We start from the raw sequence: 15,490 nt of genomic DNA on the forward strand, positions 1-15,490 counted from the left end.
GCGGCGGTCGAAGATAGTTGCTTGCGCGGTATATTTGCATGTGCAACAATAAATACCGCGTCTGCAACTATCTTAGGCGCTATCCCGTCAAGGGAACAACCACACCTATAGCTCAAAGGAGCATTCGCATGCCTGTTGGCTTGATAGCACTCGCCCTCGGCGGGTTTGGCATTGGACTTACCGAGTTCGTCATTGCCGGGCTCCTTCCGCAGGTCGCGGCGGACTTCGGCGTCAGTGAGGCCTCGGCCGGTTGGTTCATCTCCGGCTACGCGCTGGCCGTGGTAGTGGGCGCCTTGGGTCTGACTGCTGCCGTCACGCGCTTCCAGCGTAAGCCGGTCCTGGCCGCACTGCTGGTGCTGTTTATCGCAGGAAACCTGCTCTCGGCCACTGCGGAGGGATACTGGCCCATGATGTTGGGCCGCGTCATTGCCGCCCTCTCACATGGCGCCTTCTTTGGCATCGGCGCTGTGGTGGCGGCAGGCATGGTCCCGCCCAGCAAGAAGGCCGGTGCGATCGCGCTGATGTTCACCGGCCTCACCGCGGCCAATGTCCTGGGTGTGCCGTTTGGAACGCTGCTGGGCCAGGCCGCAGGGTGGCGTGCCACGTTCTGGGCCATCACGGCAATTGGCGTGGCCGCGCTCGCCGGGATCCTGGCGCTGGTCCCCAAATCGGCAGGTGCGGCAGAGCAAGCCGGCAGCCTTCGCTCCGAACTTCGAGCCTTCCGGTCCGGTCAGGTATGGCTGTCCATCGTTGTTACCATCCTCGGTTACGGCGGCATGTTCGGCGCGTTCACCTACATCGCCTACACGCTCACGGAGGTCTCCGGCTTCGCGGTGTCAACCGTGCCGTGGCTGCTCATCGTCTTCGGGGTGGGTCTTTTCGTGGGAAACACTGTGGGCGGCAAGGCCGCAGACCGGAACGTGGACCGCACGCTCCTGGTAGTGCTCGCCGCGCTGACCGCGGTTCTCGTGGCCTTCGCCCTGGCAGCCGCCGACCCGGTCCTCACCGTCATTTCCCTGGTGCTGATGGGAGGCTTCGGCTTTGCCACCGTACCGGGCCTGCAGATGCGCGTGATGAAGTACGCCTCCGGGGCTCCCACGCTGGCCTCCGGCGCCAATATCGGTGCCTTCAATGTGGGCAACGCCCTGGGCGCCTGGCTGGGCGGCGTCACCATCACCGCCGGGCTCGGCTACACCTCGCCCATCTGGGCCGGCGCAGTGATTACCTTTGCGGGCCTTGCCGTCATGGCCTTCGCTGCGGCCGGCGCCAAGCGGAGCGAGAAGCAGCACAAGGTAGTGGCGGCATCCACTGACATGCCTGGGCTTGTCCGGTCCTAGCCAGGCTCAGGGGCGGAACGGCAGACGCGGATCGATGTCCTGGTTCTCCCAGGTTTGCCGGACCCAGCCGTGGTGCGGGTCGTCACTGATCAGCCACTCCCGCACCGGACCGGGTCCCGCCATGACGTTCAGGTAGTAAAGGTCGTATCCGGGAGCTGCCATGGCCGGGCCATGCCAGCCGTAGGGGACCAGGACGACGTCGCCGGTGCGCACCTCGGCCGTCACGTCGATGGGCCGCTCGTCGGAGGCGTAGACACGCTGGTAGCCGATTGCGTCGGTGTCGGAGGGAGCGCCTGATCCGGCCGCCACCTGCGTCTCGAAGTAATAGATCTCCTCGAGGGAGGTCTCGCCGTCCTTCTCCTCATCGTGCTTGTGCGGAGGGTAGGAGGACCAGTTGCCGGCGGGGGTGAGGACCTCGCACACGATGAAGCGGTCGGCTTCCAGCGCTGCCGGCGTGCCGAAATTGTGGACCTGGCGCGAGCAGTTGCCGGCGCCGCGCAGTTCGACGGGGGTTTCGGCTGCAGATACCAGTCGGGTGGGATAGGACGCCTTGGCCGGCGCGGTGGCCACGGCAACCCTGCCGCCGTCGGGGGAGCTGATGCTTACCGCACGTCCGGTGCCCGAGTAGAGCACGTCGCTTGGGCCTGCGAAGACCGACGCCCGGCCTGCCAGCGGGTAGTCCCTGCCGTCAACGCTAACCGTGAAGGACCCGGTAAGGGGCACCACGATGCGTTCCTCGTCTGCGGCGGGAAGTTCGACGGCGGCGCCCGCGGCCAGGGTGGCCACCTTCAGTCCGGTGTGTGCCCACCCGTTCACGGTCAGGGAGGAATCGGGGGTTCCGATCGAAATGTCCCATTTGCCATGGCCGGCAGTGCCCAGGGGGTAGACCCAGTTGGTCATGGAGTTGGCTCCTTGGATTAGCGCTGGACGAGTGTCATTTCGAAGCTGTAGGAATCGGCGCGGTACACGTGGTGGCCCGTTTCAACCCTGCGGCCGGTATCGTCCACGGCGGTGCGCTCCATGGTGACCAGCGCAGACCCGGCCGCGGTGTCCAGCATGGAGGCCTGGTAATCATCGGCGGTTTTGGCGCCGATACGCTGGGTTGCCAGCCGGAAGTTCACACCGCCGCGGCGCAGGATGGAGTAGAGCCCCTCGGCCCGCAGCATGGCCTCATCTATGTCAGCGATATCGTCGCGCACCCAGTTCTCCATAAGGGCCAGCGGCTTGCCGCCCACTTTACGGAGCCGGGTGAAGTGGTACACCTTGGAGCCTGCCGGCAGCTGCAGCGTGGCGATGGTGGCGTCATCCGCCTCCACATGCGAGAAACTCAGGACGTCGGTGGTGGGCTTCTTGCCGTTGTTGGTGAGGTCGTCATAGAGGCTGGAGAGTTCCAGCGGGCGGCGGACCTGGCTGGAGACCACCTGGGTTCCTACACCGCGCTTGCGCACCAGGAGGCCGGAACGGACCAGTTCGTCCATGGCCTTGCGCATGGTGGGCCGGGACAGGTTGAGCTGGGCCGCCAGGTCGATTTCGTTGTCCAGTCGGCTGCCGGGTTCCAGTGCGCCGCTGTAGATGGCCGCTTCAATACCCTGGACCACCTGGTGGTACAGGGGCACGGGGGAGGAGCGGTCGATGGTGAGTCCCAGATTGTTCGCCACGATGCGTCCCTTGTGTCGGTTGGATCAGCGCCGCCCGGTCGGGACAGGCGCGCTGCGGGCACTTTGCCGCCATATGTTCTCTTGATAGGACATAGTCCCTTCTCGATCGTAGCAGTCGCACCGGGACGGTCAAGGGTGCTCCACGGCTGCTGTGATAAAGGGGCGGAGGGTTGTCCTGTTGTAGGGACGCATGGGAGAAGGACGCCTCCTCCCGCCCCGCGTTTGCGTTGGGTGGCTAGGCTGACTCCATGATGTGGGCCGCAGGACAACAATCATGAATTTCGCCGGTAGCCTTGGTCCCCGCCCGCGCACCCTCGAGGTCCAGGACTTGGCCAGCTTCGACCGCCTGGTGGCCGGCGGCGCCGTCAACCTGCACGGCTGGCATGCGCAGTCGCTGGACCTGCGGGGCCGGTCGGCAGCACTGAAAAGCGTGACCGTCGAGGGTGCGATGTTCCTGGGCTGCGTCTTCGATGACGGCATGGAGGGCTACCTCCGGAGCCGCGGAGCCCTGATCTTCCCCAGGCTGGAAGGTGTCCCGTTCGATCCCTACCGGGCGGCCCTGTATTCCCCGGCTGAGCTGTACGCCGGACTGGCGACGTCCCCGTATGAGGAGGTGCCGGACGCGCGCATCTACCACTGGAGTATCCAGCCGGGCCAGCGGCACCGGGTGGATTCAACCTTGGCCTCTGCCCTGCACGATCATGCCATCGGGGATGCGCTGGACGAGCTGACCCGCTCCGGGACCTGGACCCGCCGGTCCATCGTCGGCGTCATGGGCGGCCACGCGGCGCCGCGCGGCAGCCGGGAGTTCGCGGAGGCGGCGCGGCTGGGGAGGCTGCTGGCCCTCGACGGCCATTCGGTGGCTACCGGCGGTGGGCCGGGTGCCATGGAGGCGGCGAACCTGGGCGCCTACCTGAGCCAGGCGTCCGACGGCGACGTGCAGGCAGCGCTGGCCACGCTCGCCGTTGTTCCCGGGTTCCGCCCCTCGGTGTCGGCGTGGGCACGTGCGGCCGCCGCCGTCGTCGAACGCCATCCGGACGGGACGCCCTCGCTTGGCATCCCCACCTGGTTCTACGGGCACGAGCCGCCCAACTACTTTGCCACGCACATCGCCAAATACTTTGCCAACGCCATCCGGGAGGCAATCCTGCTGGAACTGTGCCACGGCGGGATTGTCTTCCTGCCCGGCGCCGCCGGCACAGTGCAGGAGATCTTCCAGGACGCCTGCGAGAACTACTACGGCGCCCGCGAAAAGGTGGCGCCCATGGTGCTGGTGGGGCGGCGCCATTGGGAGCAGGAATACCCGGCCTGGCCCATGCTGCGCAGCCTCGCGGCCGGCCGGGCCATGGCGGATTACATTTTCCTGGTGGACACGGTGGACGAAGCAGTGGAGGTCCTCCGGGAACGCTGAACGTTGCCGAAGGACCTCCATGAAAAGCCGCTGCTGGCTGCTAGCCCACCGCCGTGCCGAACAGCATGCCCAGCAGGTACGTGATGGCGGCCGCGCCCAGGCCGATGGCCAGCTGCCGCAGCCCGCGGGTCAGCGGGGACGTGCCGGACAGCAGGCCCACGGCGGCGCCGGTCGCCAGCAGGGAAATGCCCACCAGGGCCCCTGCCACGACGAGGGCTGCGACGCCGGTCATGCCAAACACGAAGGGCAGGATGGGGATGACCGCGCCGGAGGCGAAGAAGCAGAAACTGGACAATGCGGCTCCCCACGCCGTGCCCACTGCCTCGTGCCGGTCGTCTTCCTCCGCGAGCTCCGGCTGCAGGGACAGGCTGGGATCGCAGTCGCAGGACAACTGGCCCGTGCGCTCGGCAACCCGGTGTTCCGCCGCTTCCCGGGACATCCCGCGGGCCAAATACACCAGGAGCAGTTCGTTGTTCTCGAGGTCCAGTTTGGGCGCCGCCGCCAGGGTGATCTGCGTTGGACGGGTTGCGGCCAGCAATTCGCGCTGGGACCGGACGGAGATGAATTCACCTGCGCCCATGGACATGGCGCCGGCCAGGAGCCCCGCGATGCCGCTGAGCAGCACCACGCTGCTGGCCACACCGGATGCGGCCATGCCCATCACCAGGGACAAATTGCTGACCAAACCGTCATTGGCCCCGAAGACGGCCGCGCGGAACGTACCGGCCAGGCGGTTGCGGCCGCGCGTTGCCAGGCCACGGACCACTTCCTCATGGATCTGCTCATCGGCGGCCATGGCCGGGGTGGCGTTGGGGTCCTTGGCGTAAGGGGAGCGGCCCTCGGCGCGCTGGGCTAGGGCCAGCACGAACACGGAGCCGAAGTGCCGGGCCAGGAACCCCAGGAACCGGCTTCGTGCGGACGCCCTCCTGGGTTTGCCGGCGTGCTCACCGAGCAGTGCCAGCCAGTGTGCCTCGTGCCGGCCTTCTGCCTCGGCCAGGGCCAGGAGGATGGCGCGCTCTTCCCCCTCGCGGTTCTGGGCCAGGTCACGGTAGACGGCGGCTTCGGCGCGCTCATCGGCCAGGTACTGGCGCCACCGCTTGATGTTCGACGGCGAGGGCTGGGGTTGCACGGTGTGCGGGGCCTCCTGGGGTATGGCATGCGGATTGGATTGGGCGTGCTGCGACACTGATACTCCTGGGCTGGAAAGGGCATGTTTTCGCGCCTTTGCCCTGCCAGCCTACTGCGGATTTCCGCGGTTTTTTGGCTGGCAAACCTCGCTGCAAAGTTTCGGTTTGCCTTAAACCAAGGGCCCCTGGCGCTTGCGTTCCCGGCCTTCTTCCCGGGCTCCGGCGGCTATTGACCCGTCCGGCCAGCCGGTGCTGTGATGAAGGTGTGGCGCAGGCTGCGCCCTCCCGAAAGAGCACGTCAGGCGAACCTACGGAGGTTGAATCATGAGCACCACCGGACAGCACCCGGACATGCCGCACCTGGACGCCGTGGAAGCGGACCCCGCCTACGATTACGCCGAGGATGCACCGGTAGACGATGCGGACTGGGATGCGGAGGACGCATTGATTGATGAGGAGGAACCGGTGGTCCAGTCGCCGCCGGTGGTCATCGATGCCGAGGACCGCGAGGTCCCGCTGGATGACGACGAGCCCCGCGACACTGAGAGCTAGGACATAGGGGAGTAGGACTTACGACGGCGGCACCTCCTTTCGCGGTAAAGCGAAAGGAGGTGCCGCCGTCGTGCGTTATATCTTTGCCGGGGATTCCATTTGTCAGCGGCCGGCGAGGACTTCCTCCGGGGCGTCCTCGGGTTCCTGCCCGGAAACCCGGCGCTGCCACGCCTGCATAACTGCGGGGTCCGTGGGCCGGGTGAGCAGTGACGCCGCAATGTAGACAACGGCGGAGGCAATCAGGCCGTAGTAGATGGGCTCGTTGGCGTAAATTCCGTCCAGGGGCGCCTTGGCGTTGATTTCGAGGATGATCATGGTGCCCAGGGTCACGACGGAGCCGACGGCCATGGAGGCCGCGGCGGCCAGGCCGGTGCCGCGCTTCCACACGAGTCCGCCCAGGATGGCCACCAGGAGCCCGCCCACCAGGATGTCGTAGGCGATGGTCAGGGCCGCCACCACGTCCTTGGTGATGATGGCGATGACGATGGCCACAATGCCCAGGGCAAGAACCCAGATGCGGTTGGCCTTGACGTCATGCTCCGGGTTCTCGGTGTCCCCGGTGTTGACCGTCTTGCCGAACCAGCCGGCCACGAACGGCAGGACGTCGGCGCGGGCAACGGTGGCAGCGGCAATGAGGGCGCCGGAAGCGGTGGACATCATGGCGGCGACGGCGGCTGCCAGGACCAGCCCGCCGATGCCGACGGGGAGCAGGTTCTGGGCCACCTCTGCGTAAACGTCGTCCTTGGCGGCGATCTTGACGTTGGAGAGGGCCACGCTGGCGGCCATGCCGATCAGGGCCCCGGCCACGCCGTAGAGGATGCAGTAGATGCCGGCCGTGGCGCCGCCCCAGCGGGCTACCTTGGGCGTCTTGGCGGTGAACACGCGCTGCCAGATGTCCTGGCCGATCAGCAGGCCAAGGGTGTAGACCACGAAGTAGGTGATGATCGTCTGGACGCCGATGCCGTCCATCTGGAAGAAGCTGGCGTCCACCCGGCTGCGGATCCCGTCCAGGCCACCGGCGGCGTTCAGGGTGAACGGGAGCATGAGGAAGAAGATGCCCACGGTCTTGATGACGAACTGCACCTGGTCCGCCAAGGTGATGGACCACATGCCGCCGATGGTGGAGTACACCAGCACGATGGCGCCGCCGATGGCGATGGCCAGCGCCCGATCCAGGCCGAACAGCACCACGAAGATGGTGGCGTAGGCGCCGGTGGAGGTGGCGCAAAGCATCAGTGTGTAGGCCAGCATGACGATGCCCGAGGCTTCGGTTGCCCTGCTCCCGTAGCGGAGGGAGAGCATCTGGGACACCGTGTAGATCTTCAGCTTCTGGATGGTGCCAGCGAAGAGGAGGCTCAGCAGCAGGACGCCCGCGCCAATGGCCACCACCAGCCACATGCCGGAGATGCCGAACTTGTAGCCGAGCCCCACGCCGCCAACGGTGGAGGCTCCGCCGAGGACGACGGCGGCCATGGTTCCGGTGTAGAGGAACGGGCCAAGGCGGCGGCCTGCCACCAGGAAGTCACTGTTGTTTTTGGTACGGGACTTGCCCCACCAGCCGAAGGCCAGCATTGCGAGAAGGTACACCACCACGATGGCGATGTTGATGGCACGTGCATCCATAGATGGCTCCTTGGAGCAGTTGGGCGCCGGGTGTGGGACCGGGGGCGACGGCGCCCGGAACCGCCGCGGACGAACGGAAACGGCTCCTGGAATTGCCCTATAGGCAACAGGAGTTTCCACAGACTAGAGTGTGACGGCTGCAACAGTCAAGGGGCGCCAGTGGCTGGGGATTGCCCGTGTGGCATCCGCGCGTCACATAAGCGGCGGCCATTAGTATGGCTCGAGAGTGGAGCCGGGCTGCCGGCCATGAAAGGTTCGTAGATGAAGGCACTGCCAGTTGAGCCCAGCAACGTCCCGGTTGCCATCGGCTCCAGGATCCGGGCCGCCCGGCAGTCCCAGCGGCTCACCATCGAGCAGGTAGCCGACGCCACCGGGCTGACCAAGGGTTTCCTGAGCCGGGTGGAGCGGGACCTGACCTCGCCCTCCGTTGCTTCCCTGGTGACGCTGTGCCAAGTGCTGTCCATTTCCATTGGCGACCTCTTTGCCGCGCCTGAAACCCACCTGACCAAGCGGAACGACGGCCCGCGGATTTCGCTGGGCGGCCAGGGCATCGTGGAACGCCTCCTGACTGCCCGCTCGGAACGCCGGGTCCAGATCATCCAGGCCGTCATCGAACCGCACGGCCGTGGCGAGTCCGAGCTCTACGCCGTGGACTGCGACGTGGATGTGCTGCACGTGATCAAGGGGTCCATCAAGTTGATCCTGACCAACGAGGAATACGACCTCAGCACCGGCGACACGGTTACCTTCCCCGGCCGCGAACCCCACACCTGGGTCAACCCCACGGATAAGCCGGTCGAGGTGCTCTGGGTCCTGGTCCCCGCGGCCAGCCGCTGATCTCTGTGCACTCCTGCCCGGTTGCCGCCGTGCCTCCGCAGTAGTGCTGCCCGGTTTCTGCGGAATGCCCTGATGCGCAGGGCCATGGGGCGGGGTAACTGGGCTGGACTGCCCCCTTATCGGCGCGGGCTCCGCTGGCCTCCCGCCAGTACCGTCCTGATTTCCCTGACGACCGAGCCGGGATCAAACCAGATGTGCTCCGGCATGAAGCGAAGGACGGCGTAACCGCTGACGGCTGCGGCATTATTGCGCTTCCGGTCCCGAAGCATATCGGTGCGTTTGGAGTGGAAGGCAAAGCCGTCAATCTCCACAATCAGAAACCCTGCGATCAGGAAGTCCACGCGACCGATCCCCGGGAGGAAGACCTGTGGTTCGTAGTCGATGCCCTGGCTGCGGAACAGGTGTTGGGCATCGACCTCAACAATGGATTCTGCCCGCAGATCCAGCCCGCGCAGGATGCGGCGGGCGGTTCCGGAGCGGTCTGCCTGCAGCTGGGACGCCAGCAGTTCGCGGGGCACTCCGTGCAGCCTGATCGCTGAGGTTGCCAGCGCGGTGGACGCCGGTGGCGCCAGGCACGTCAGGGCATGCAGGGCTACGTCCTCGATGGCTGCAACGGGGAGTAAACGGTTGCCCTGGAACCTGACCGTGCGATGCCGGATGAAGCCGCTGCCGTGTCCGTGATTGCACGCCAGATGCGGGCGTTCGGGTGGGTTGCGCAGCCACAGGCCGTAATGGGCGGCGGCGCTGGCACAGCTCAGCCTGGCATTGTGCATGACGGCCACCAGGAGATGGGGGTCGCAGCCCGGCAGGGCGAATACGCCCCTCTTGGGCTGGGCAACGCCGAGATCATTGAGTTTCAGCAGGTCCCGGCGCGGGAATCCTGCCGCCAGGAATTGGCCGGACCTGGCCACACCGCCGCACTTGTGCAGGTATTCGATGATGTCCACCAGGCTATTTGAGGCGCGTGGGAGGACATCTGGAACCCGCCGCCGTCCCTATGTGGGCAACCCCGTGCGGTGCCGGGTGCGTTCCCGCCCACTTACTTTCTCCGCCTGCCTGGCTCCAGCGTCGGACGTGCTGGAAACTCGCGGAGCGCGAATTCCAAGGTGGCGCGGCGCCGGAAGCAACTGGGGAGGAAGGTACGATCGGAACCTCTTCGCGCCGCCAGGAGGTAAACACCTGATGCTCACAGGGAAACAGGGGTGTATGATGGCAGTCACACCAGTCCCCTCAACTCCTCGAAGGAGAGGCCTCCATTGGAAGAGCTGCGCATTGAAGCCAACGGCAACCTTGGCCCCATCGATTCATCCCGGATTCCCCGCTACGCCGGAGCTGCCACGTATGCCCGCCTTCCGCGCCTGGACCAGGTGGACAAAGCCGACGTCACGGTAGTGGGCGTCCCCTTTGACTCAGGCGTTTCCTACCGTCCGGGAGCCCGCTTCGGCGCCAATCATGTCCGCGAGGCGAGCCGCCTGCTGCGTCCCTACAACCCCGCCTGGGATGTGAGCCCGTTCGAAAACATCCAGGTGGCCGATGCCGGGGATATGGCGGTCAACCCGTTCAACATCAACGACGCCATCGAGACCATCCAGCAGAACGCGCTGGACCTGACCGCCGCGGGGAGCAAGCTGCTGACCCTGGGCGGGGACCACACCATCGCCCTGCCGCTGCTGCGCGCCGCCGCCGAGCGTGCGGGTGGACCCATTGCCATGCTCCACTTTGATGCCCACCTGGACACCTGGGACACCTACTTCGGCGCCGAATACACGCACGGCACGCCGTTCCGCCGGGCGGTGGAGGAAGGCATCCTGGACACCGAGGCCATCAGCCACATCGGCACCCGCGGCCCGCTTTATGGCAAAAAGGACCTCGACGACGACCACCGCTTTGGGTTCGGCATCGTCACCTCCGCGGACGTCTACTACCAGGGCGTACTGGAGACGGTGGCCAAGGTCCGGGACCGGATCGGCAACCGCCCGCTCTATATCTCCGTGGACATCGACGTCCTGGACCCCGCCCACGCTCCGGGTACCGGCACTCCCGAGGCCGGCGGCATCACCAGCCGCGAACTCCTGGAGATCATCCGGGGCTTCCGCGGCATGAACCTGGTGGGTGCCGACGTCGTCGAAGTCTCTCCTGCCTATGACCACGCGGAGATCACCGGCGTTGCCGCCAGCCACGTCGCCTACGAACTGGTGACCCTCATGGCGGACAACGCCGCTCCCGGAAGCCGTATTGGCGCGGAAAACGGATACGCGGCGCAGGCTCTTGGCCAGGAAGCCCGCCGCCCCGCCGGCTTCGCGGCCGCCACCAAGGAGTAGGGCCGTGACGGCATGGGACGGGCCCGCCCCGGCACAGGGGAGCGGCGTCCGCAATGGCGGGGACCTCGTCGTCGAGACCCTCGAAGCGCTGGGAGCCAAGACGGTCTTCGGCATCCCGGGCCAACACGCCCTGGGCCTTTTCGACGCCATGGGCCGCGGCAACCTGCATTTCGTCTCCTCCCGGGTGGAAAACAACAGTGCCTTTGCCGCAGACGGGTACTCCCGCGCCACCGGCGAAGTGGGCGTGCTGTTCCTCTCCACCGGCCCCGGCGCGCTGACCTCGCTCGCCGGCCTGCAGGAGGCCTACGCCACGGGTGTGCCCATGGTGGTGGTGGCCAGCCAGATTCCTTTGGAGGGCCTGGGCGCGCGGCGCAAGGGCATGCTGCACCAGCTGGACGACCAGAAAGCCTCCGCGGCAAACGTCACCAAGAGCCAGCGGCTCATCCAGCACGCATCCGGCATCCCCTCCGCGATCCAGGACGCCTGGACCGAGGCCATCTCCTCGCCCCAGGGGCCGGTGTGGCTGGAGATCCCCCAGAATGTGCTCCTGGATCCGATCATGGTTCCGCCGGTGGAGGATGCCCTTGCCGAAGCGGCGGACAACCCGCCCCGCATCGAACTGGTGCGCGAGGCCGTGAAGTGGCTGGAAGCAGCAAAACGCCCGGCCATCATCGCCGGCGGCGGGACCCGCCGCGGGAGGGCGGAGAAGTCGCTGCTCTCGATCGCAGAGAAGCTGCGCGCACCGGTCATCTGCACCCCAGGCGGCAACGGCGCTTTCCCTTGGAACCATGAGCTGTCCCTGCAATCCTGGATTGAGGACCGCTACATGACCGACGTCCTGGAGGACGCCGATGTCCTGGTGGTGATCGGCTCGTCCCTTGGCGAGGTCACCTCCAACTACTTCACCTTCGAGCCCCGGGGCAGGATCATCCAGATCGACGCTGAGCCCCGCGTGCTGGAGTCCAACAGGCCGGGGCTGGGTATTCGGGCCGACGCCGGCCAGGCGCTCGCGGCCCTCGATGAGGCGCTGCAGCCCGGAGGGACTGCAGTGCCGGACTGGCATGGCAGTACCCCGGAAGAACTAATCAGGGAATCCCTCGCTAAGGTCCGCGCACGGCTGGAATCGCAGGACCTGGCCAAGGAACTGAAGTTCATGGCCGATATCCGTGAGGCCGTTCCGGCGGACATGCAGACCTTCTGGGACATGACCATCGCCGCGTACTGGGGCTGGTCCTGCTGGGACGCGCGGCAGGGGCAGTTCCATTCCGCGCAGGGTGCCGGCGGGCTGGGCTTCGCGTTCCCCGGTGCCATTGGCGCGGCCGTGGGGCTGGAAACACTGGGCAAGCCAGCACGGGTGCTTGCCGTCTCCGGGGACGGTTCGTCCATGTATTCCATCGCGGAACTGGCGACGGCAAGGCAGCACAATGCCCCGGTCACCTGGCTGATAGTGGACGACGGCGGCTACGGCATCCTGCGCGAGTACATGGTGGGCGCGTTCGGCAAAGCCACTGCCACCGAACTCGCCCGGCCGGACTTCGTGAAGCTCGCTGAATCCTTTGGCGTGCCGGCCACGCGGGTGGCGCCGGAGGGTGTAGGGGACGCGCTGAAGGCGGGATTCGCTGCCGACGGGCCCAACGTCGTCGTGGTTGAAACCCTGCTGAAGATGTTTGGTCCCACCCACCTGGGCGGCTGACCGCAACCCTTTCGTACTGGAGCTCCCCCACTTCCTGCTGGAAGTGGGGGAGTTTCTGCTTCTACCTGCCTCCTGACAAGTTCGTTTCCCTAAGCAACCTTTTCCTGATACAGTTGCTTGCAGCAACTAATCCTTTAGGGAGGATCATGTCTGTCGCACCGGCCACTGCAGCCGACCTTGTCAGCCACATCTATGACCTGCAGCGCGCGCTGCGCTGCGTCACTATGATCAACGCCAAAGGCCAGGACACCGGCATCGCCCTCCAGGGCGTGCTCAGGTTCATCGGCGAAGGGGAGACCCGGGCCGCGCACCTTGCAGAGCGCCTGGGGGTCAGTGCGCCGGTGCTCAGCCGGCACGTTGCCGAGCTGGCGGATGCGGGCCTGGTGGTCCGCACCCCGGATCCGGAGGATGGCCGGGCACAGCTGCTGGCACTCTCCCCGCAGGGGAAAGCGAAGCTGGCAGAGCTGGTGCAGCACCGGGCGGAGACGCTGCAGGCATACCTCGCCGACTGGAACGAGGACGACGCCACTGCAACAGCCGCGATGCTGAACAAGCTCACCGCATCCCTGAAGAATTCCATCCGGGCAAGGGCGGCCGGAACCACCACTGAACATGAAAAGCAGGAGTCCATTAATGGCTAACGTCACCGCCGCCGCGGACCAGGAGCAGGAGCGCCAGCGCCAGCGGACCGCTAAACAGGAGTCGCGGCAATCCAAACGCCACGAACCCGGCGCGCCCATGAACCACCGGCAGATCATGGAGGCCCTGACCGGCCTTCTGGCTGCCTTCTTCACCGCGATCCTCAGCAGCACCATCGTGGCCAACGCGCTGCCGACCATCATGTCCGAGCTCAAGGGCACCCAGACGGACTTCGCGTGGGTCATCACGGCCGCGCTGCTGGCGAACGCCGCCACCACCCCCATCTGGGGCAAGCTCGCCGACCTCTTTGACAAGAAGGTCCTGGTCCAGCTCAGCATCGTGATCTTCGTGGCCGGCTCGGTCATGGCCGGCTTCTCCGAGAGCATCCCGTTCCTGCTCACCGCCCGTGTGATCCAGGGCATCGCCATGGGTGGCCTCACCGCCCTGGCACAGGCCATCATCGGCTCCATCATTCCGCCGCGTGAACGCGGCAAGTACTCCGGCTACATGGGCGCGGTCATGGCGGTCGGCACTGCCGGCGGCCCGCTGCTGGGCGGCTTCATCGTGGACAGCTCCCTTGGCTGGCGGTGGACCTTCTTTGTCTGCGTCCCGCTCGCCGTCGTCGCCCTGATCCTGCTCCAGGTGACGCTGAAGGTTCCGCACGTCAAGCGGCCCGCCAAGATCGACTGGCTCGGTGCCATCCTGCTCACCTCCGGCGTCAGCCTGCTCCTGATCTGGGTTTCCTTCGCCGGTAAGGCCGACTACTACGACTGGTGGTCCTGGCAGACCGCAGTGATGGTGGGCGGCGGCGTCCTCCTGCTCGCACTGCTGGTGCTGGTTGAGTCCAAGGTGTCCCAGCCGATCATCCCGCTGAAGATCATCTCCGAACGCACCACCGCCCTGGCCATCGTGGCTTCCGTTGCCGTCGGCGTGGCGATGTTCGGTTCCTCCACCTTCCTGGGCCAGTACTACCAGGTGGCTCGCGGCGCCACGCCCACCGAAGCCGGCCTGCTGACCCTGCCCATGATCGCCGGCAACCTCATCGGTTCGGTCGTCTCCGGCCAGCTGATCAGCCGCTATGGCAAGTGGAAGCGATTCCTGGTCGGCGGCACCGTCCTGCTGATCGGCGGCCTGGCACTCGCCGGCACCATGGACCACACCACCGAACTCTGGCAGACCGGCCTCTACACGGGCATTTTCGGCATCGGACTGGGCATGCTCATGCAGAACCTGGTCCTGGCCGTCCAGAACACCGTACAGGCCAAGGACATCGGCTCCGCCAGCGCCTCCGTGGCCTTCTTCCGCTCCGTGGGCGGTGCCATCGGCGTGTCCGTCCTGGGCGCGGTCATGGCCAACCACGTGAAGGACCTGGCCACGGACGGCCTCGCGAAACTCGGCATTCAGGCTTCCGGAAACAGCGGTGCAACGCTGGACCTCAAGGACCTGCCCGCCCCGATCGCTGACATCATGCGCGCCGCCTACGGTGACGCCACGGCAGGCATTTTCATGATCTCCGCCGCGGTCAGTGTGGTTGCCCTCATCGCCGTCATCTTCATCAAGGAAGTGCCGCTGCGCAAGACCGTTGACATCACCCCTGAAAAGGCGCTTGAAGCCAACGCCGCCGGTGAAGCAGGCATGACCGCGACCATGACCGGCCAGCTGCCCATGGTCTCCGCGGACGCTCCGAACGGGGATGCCCCCGCCGGTGACGCCCTCGCCGGTGACGCCCTCGCCGGGACCGGAATGGCCACGCGCAGTGCATCACGTGCCGCAGTGCCCGCTGCGGCGGCCAAGAGGTACGACGGCGGTGCTGCCGCTGCGGCAGCAGCGTCCGGCCGGGTAGCCACGGAGGACTTCGAGGAAGTCTTCGCCCGGAGCTTCAGTTCGGACGGACTGGACCTGCGGTCTGCGGATAACGCGGATAAAATCGCCGATGCCGTTGCCAGCGCCGCTGCCACCCTGCAGAAACTGCAGGAAACCCAGCACCTGCTGGCCCGCCAGCAGGTGGAACTGGGCGGCCTGGTCCTGGACATCCAGGAGCAGCTTCGCTCCCAGCAGGACGTTGCCGCCAAGCAGGCCGCCACTGCGGCGGAGCTCAGCAGGCTGCAGCGCAAGCTCCTGAAGGAACGCAAGATCCAGGCAGCAGCCGCGCTGTACCTGGCCGGGCGTGGCAAGCACAGCGCCGCCACCCCGCCGGATGCGCCGTCTGCCGGTGCCGGTTCTGAGCCGGGCCAAGGACAGTAAGGCCAGGACAGCAGTTCCTCCCCGCCATGGTTGGAGCCATGGCAACGC

Annotated in this window: 13 protein-coding genes; 8 read left to right on the forward strand and 5 right to left on the reverse strand. The window is 66.4% G+C overall.

Annotated features, from left to right (window positions below; genetic code table 11):
• Window positions 1-128 precede the first annotated feature (128 nt).
• Entirely contained in the window at window positions 129-1,337 is a 1,209-nt protein-coding gene (locus tag LFT49_RS04885; RefSeq protein WP_237429908.1) for an MFS transporter, read from the forward strand.
• Between the two features lie 6 nt (window positions 1,338-1,343).
• On the opposite strand, the gene iolB is transcribed toward LFT49_RS04885, so the two are convergent.
• Window positions 1,344-2,237 (reverse strand): 5-deoxy-glucuronate isomerase, encoded by an 894-nt coding sequence (iolB, locus tag LFT49_RS04890; protein ID WP_236821353.1) that lies wholly within the window; start codon window positions 2,235-2,237, stop codon window positions 1,344-1,346.
• A gap of 17 nt (window positions 2,238-2,254) precedes the next feature.
• Window positions 2,255-2,995, reverse strand: coding sequence for a GntR family transcriptional regulator (locus tag LFT49_RS04895; protein ID WP_236821354.1), 741 nt, complete (start codon window positions 2,993-2,995; stop codon window positions 2,255-2,257).
• A gap of 274 nt (window positions 2,996-3,269) precedes the next feature.
• On the opposite strand from LFT49_RS04895, the gene LFT49_RS04900 reads away from it, so the two are divergent.
• The gene (locus LFT49_RS04900) at window positions 3,270-4,406 is read left to right on the forward strand and encodes an LOG family protein (protein WP_237429909.1); all 1,137 of its coding nucleotides are present in this window, start codon (window positions 3,270-3,272) and stop codon (window positions 4,404-4,406) included.
• Window positions 4,407-4,446: 40 nt separating this feature from the next.
• On the opposite strand, the gene LFT49_RS04905 is transcribed toward LFT49_RS04900, so the two are convergent.
• Complete coding sequence (locus LFT49_RS04905) at window positions 4,447-5,592, reverse strand: VIT1/CCC1 transporter family protein (RefSeq protein ID WP_237429910.1); 1,146 nt, start codon at window positions 5,590-5,592, stop codon at window positions 4,447-4,449.
• Between the two features lie 265 nt (window positions 5,593-5,857).
• Here LFT49_RS04905 and LFT49_RS04910 point away from each other — a divergent pair, with 265 nt between their 5' ends.
• Window positions 5,858-6,085, forward strand: coding sequence for a hypothetical protein (locus LFT49_RS04910; RefSeq protein ID WP_236801230.1), 228 nt, complete (start codon window positions 5,858-5,860; stop codon window positions 6,083-6,085).
• Between the two features lie 102 nt (window positions 6,086-6,187).
• On the opposite strand, the gene LFT49_RS04915 is transcribed toward LFT49_RS04910, so the two are convergent.
• A complete protein-coding gene (locus tag LFT49_RS04915; RefSeq protein ID WP_237429911.1) occupies window positions 6,188-7,708 on the reverse strand; it encodes a sodium:solute symporter in 1,521 nt (506 codons plus the stop codon).
• A gap of 261 nt (window positions 7,709-7,969) precedes the next feature.
• Between LFT49_RS04915 and LFT49_RS04920 the strand changes: the two genes are divergently transcribed.
• Window positions 7,970-8,545 carry a helix-turn-helix domain-containing protein gene (locus LFT49_RS04920; protein ID WP_018769601.1) on the forward strand — a complete coding sequence of 192 codons (576 nt, stop codon included), beginning with the start codon at window positions 7,970-7,972 and terminating at the stop codon, window positions 8,543-8,545.
• Between the two features lie 116 nt (window positions 8,546-8,661).
• Here LFT49_RS04920 and LFT49_RS04925 read toward each other — a convergent pair whose 3' ends face one another.
• Complete coding sequence (locus tag LFT49_RS04925; protein ID WP_237429912.1) at window positions 8,662-9,492, reverse strand: DUF559 domain-containing protein; 831 nt, start codon at window positions 9,490-9,492, stop codon at window positions 8,662-8,664.
• A 309-nt stretch (window positions 9,493-9,801) separates the two neighbouring features.
• Between LFT49_RS04925 and speB the strand changes: the two genes are divergently transcribed.
• The 4 genes from speB to LFT49_RS04945 all read left to right on the forward strand — a co-directional run bounded on the left by speB (window position 9,802) and on the right by LFT49_RS04945 (window position 15,442).
• Window positions 9,802-10,866: an agmatinase gene (gene speB / locus LFT49_RS04930; protein WP_236801233.1), complete on the forward strand. Its 1,065-nt coding sequence runs from the start codon at window positions 9,802-9,804 to the stop codon at window positions 10,864-10,866.
• Window positions 10,867-10,870: 4 nt separating this feature from the next.
• Window positions 10,871-12,559, forward strand: a complete 1,689-nt coding sequence (locus LFT49_RS04935) for a thiamine pyrophosphate-binding protein (RefSeq protein WP_237429913.1) — start codon at window positions 10,871-10,873, stop codon at window positions 12,557-12,559.
• Window positions 12,560-12,705: 146 nt separating this feature from the next.
• On the forward strand, window positions 12,706-13,200 hold the full coding sequence (locus LFT49_RS04940; RefSeq protein ID WP_236801235.1) for a MarR family winged helix-turn-helix transcriptional regulator: 495 nt from the start codon (window positions 12,706-12,708) through the stop codon (window positions 13,198-13,200).
• The gene (locus LFT49_RS04945) at window positions 13,193-15,442 is read left to right on the forward strand and encodes an MDR family MFS transporter (protein WP_236801236.1); all 2,250 of its coding nucleotides are present in this window, start codon (window positions 13,193-13,195) and stop codon (window positions 15,440-15,442) included. Before LFT49_RS04940 ends, LFT49_RS04945 begins: the two co-directional genes overlap by 8 nt.
• Window positions 15,443-15,490 lie beyond the last annotated feature (48 nt).

This window comes from Arthrobacter sp. FW306-06-A (genome assembly GCF_021870055.1).
In the GTDB taxonomy this organism is placed as follows: domain Bacteria; phylum Actinomycetota; class Actinomycetes; order Actinomycetales; family Micrococcaceae; genus Arthrobacter.

Coding starts and splice junctions, on each gene's coding strand:
- LFT49_RS04885 (WP_237429908.1), top strand. CDS start 129: ATGCCTGTTGGCTTGATAGCACTCGCCCTCGGCGGGTTTGGCATTGGA.
- iolB (WP_236821353.1), bottom strand. CDS start 2,237: ATGACCAACTGGGTCTACCCCCTGGGCACTGCCGGCCATGGCAAATGG.
- LFT49_RS04900 (WP_237429909.1), top strand. CDS start 3,270: ATGAATTTCGCCGGTAGCCTTGGTCCCCGCCCGCGCACCCTCGAGGTC.
- LFT49_RS04910 (WP_236801230.1), top strand. CDS start 5,858: ATGAGCACCACCGGACAGCACCCGGACATGCCGCACCTGGACGCCGTG.
- LFT49_RS04915 (WP_237429911.1), bottom strand. CDS start 7,708: ATGGATGCACGTGCCATCAACATCGCCATCGTGGTGGTGTACCTTCTC.
- LFT49_RS04920 (WP_018769601.1), top strand. CDS start 7,970: ATGAAGGCACTGCCAGTTGAGCCCAGCAACGTCCCGGTTGCCATCGGC.
- LFT49_RS04940 (WP_236801235.1), top strand. CDS start 12,706: ATGTCTGTCGCACCGGCCACTGCAGCCGACCTTGTCAGCCACATCTAT.
- LFT49_RS04945 (WP_236801236.1), top strand. CDS start 13,193: ATGGCTAACGTCACCGCCGCCGCGGACCAGGAGCAGGAGCGCCAGCGC.